General features: G+C 70.4%; 2 protein-coding genes and 2 pseudogenes. 2 read left to right on the top strand and 2 right to left on the bottom strand.

The window, feature by feature from the left end:
- Window positions 1-306, bottom strand: a pseudogene (locus G3N99_RS38445) (twitching motility protein PilT); the annotation flags it as partial.
- 9 nt (window positions 307-315) lie between these two features.
- Between G3N99_RS38445 and G3N99_RS38450 the strand changes: the two are divergent.
- On the top strand, window positions 316-1272 hold the full coding sequence (locus G3N99_RS38450) for an NAD(P)-dependent oxidoreductase (protein ID WP_277396495.1): 957 nt from the start codon (window positions 316-318) through the stop codon (window positions 1270-1272).
- A gap of 76 nt (window positions 1273-1348) precedes the next feature.
- The gene (locus G3N99_RS38455) at window positions 1349-1990 is read left to right on the top strand and encodes a LysE family translocator (RefSeq protein WP_206125001.1); all 642 of its coding nucleotides are present in this window, start codon (window positions 1349-1351) and stop codon (window positions 1988-1990) included.
- A gap of 85 nt (window positions 1991-2075) precedes the next feature.
- Here the strand turns inward: G3N99_RS38455 and G3N99_RS38460 are convergent.
- Window positions 2076-2291: pseudogene (locus tag G3N99_RS38460) on the bottom strand (MFS transporter); the annotation flags it as partial.

Raw genomic sequence — 2291 nt, forward strand, 5'->3', positions numbered from 1 at the left:
CCCGAGATGCGCGTCGGCGACGAAGCGCCACTGCGCCGGTGGCGGCGCGGTGGCCCCGTTCGTCGTCGGCTGCGCGCGTTCCGGAAAGGCTTCGACGCGGTCGCCGTCGTCGAGCGGCCGGTCGAGCGCGGCTGGCGCGTCGTTCACGCACAGCCGGCCGATTTCGGTATGCGGGACGCCGAGCGCCTCGATTGCGTGCTTCAGCGTCGCGTCACGCGCACACGCATGCCCGAACGCGCGGTCGCGCTGGGTGCGCGGGAGAAAGGCGTTCAGTTCGTCGTGGAAGCGGAAGGTCGCGGTCGCCATGCGCGCAGTATGGCACCGCGCATCGCCGGCTGCGTGCCCTGCAGACGTCGCGCATCTGTGGTTAACTCCCCGCTCCACGGAGCGAAGGAGCGGGAAATGGATCTCGGATTTATCGGGCTGGGTGAAATGGGGCAGGCAATCGCAACGAACCTGCTGAAGGCCGGGCATACGGTGCGGGTCTGGAACCGGTCGCGCGAGCGCGCCGAGCCGCTCGTTGCCGTCGGCGCGCAGATCGTCGACACGCCGGCCGACGCGTTTCGCGGCGACGCGGTGTTCTCGATGCTCGCCGACGACGCCGCGGCGCGCGCGATCTTCGACGATGCGCTGCTCGCCGAGGCGCCGCGCGGCCTGATCCACGTGAACATGGCGACGGTGTCGGTCGCGCTGGCCGAATCGCTCGCGCACGCGCATGCGTCGCGCGGCATCCATTATGTCGCCGCGCCGGTGATGGGCCGGCCCGATGTCGCCGCCGCCGCGCGCCTGACGATCATGGCGGGCGGCCCGGCCGAGGCGATCGACCGCGTGCAGCCGCTGTTCGACGCGATCGGCCAGAAGACCTGGCGGTTCGGGTCGCTGCCGCAGCATGCGAACGTCGCGAAGATCGCCGCGAACTTCACGCTCGCGTCGGCGATCGAGACGCTCGGCGAAGCCTCGGCATTGCTCGGCGCGCACGGCGTCGCGATGCGCGACTTCCTCGACGTGATCACCGGCAGCGTGTTTCCGGGCCCGGTCTACGAAGGCTACGGCTCGATGATTGCCGAGCGACGCTACGAGCCCGCGCGCTTCAAGGCGCGCCTCGGGCTGAAGGACGTTCGCCTCGCGCTGGAAGCCGGTGACGCCGTGTCGGTGCCGCTGCCGGTGGCGAGCGTCGTGCGCGACAACCTGCTCGACGCGCTTGCGCACGGCGGCGGCGAGCAGGATTTCGCGGTGCTCGGCGAAGTCGCGCTGCGCCGCGCGGGCCGCTGATCCGCCGCGCGACAGAAGTCCGGCGCACCGGCATAATCGACGTTTCGTTTTCCCTTACATCGACGCAGAGGCGGGCATGAACTTGCATACGTGGTGGCTTTTCGTGGCGACGGTGTTCGTCGTGTCGGCGATTCCGGGCCCGAACATGCTGCTGGTGATGACGCACGGTGCGCGGCACGGGCTGCGGCGTTCGACGTGGACGATGGCCGGCTGCCTCAGTGCGCTGGTGCTGATGCTGTCGGTGTCGGCGGCGGGTCTCGGCGCGGTGCTGGAAGCCTGGCCGGCGATGTTCAACACGTTGCGCTTCGCGGGCGCGGCCTACCTGATTTACCTCGGTGTGAAGGCGTGGCGCGCACGCGTCGACGACGAGCAGCCGGCCACCGACGTCGACACCGTGTCGCGCCAGGCCGCCCCGGCATTGCGCGGGACGCTGTTCCGCAACGGTTTCCTGGTCGCGGGCAGCAACCCGAAGGCGATCCTGTTCGCGGCCGCGCTGCTGCCGCAGTTCATCAACGCGGCCGAGCCGACGCTGCCGCAGTTCGGCATTCTCGTCGTCACGTTCGCGGTGATCGAGGTGAGCTGGTATCTCGTCTACGCGTCGTTCGGCACGCGCATCGGCGCGACGTTGAAGAGCCAGAGTGTCGCGAAGATCTTCAACCGGCTGACGGGCGGGCTGTTCGTCGGCTTCGGCGCGATGATGGCGCTGGTCCGTCACTGATTTCTCACCGACACCGGTGCGCCGAACGCCCCGTCCCTCGCAAGAGGGCGGGGCGTTCGGCTTTTCGGGCCTGCGTCACGCTGGCCTAGGCACGCGGGCGCGTCAACGCGGCTGCGCCGGCCCCGCGTCCGGCCGTGAGCCCGAAGACGGTGGCCGTGCCGGCGAACGCGAATCCCACGCTGCACACGGCGCTCCACCCGCCCCAGGCCCACGCAGTGCCGGCGAGCACTGCGCCGAGCGCGCCGCCGATGAAGAACAGCCCGACGAACAGCCCGTTCAGGCGGCCGCGCGCGGCCGGGTT

This window comes from Burkholderia sp. Ac-20392, from assembly GCF_017104585.1.
Taxonomy (GTDB): Bacteria; Pseudomonadota; Gammaproteobacteria; order Burkholderiales; family Burkholderiaceae; genus Burkholderia; species Burkholderia lata.

Coding starts and splice junctions, on each gene's coding strand:
- G3N99_RS38455 (WP_206125001.1), top strand. CDS start 1,349: ATGAACTTGCATACGTGGTGGCTTTTCGTGGCGACGGTGTTCGTCGTG.
- G3N99_RS38450 (WP_277396495.1), top strand. CDS start 316: ATGGCACCGCGCATCGCCGGCTGCGTGCCCTGCAGACGTCGCGCATCT.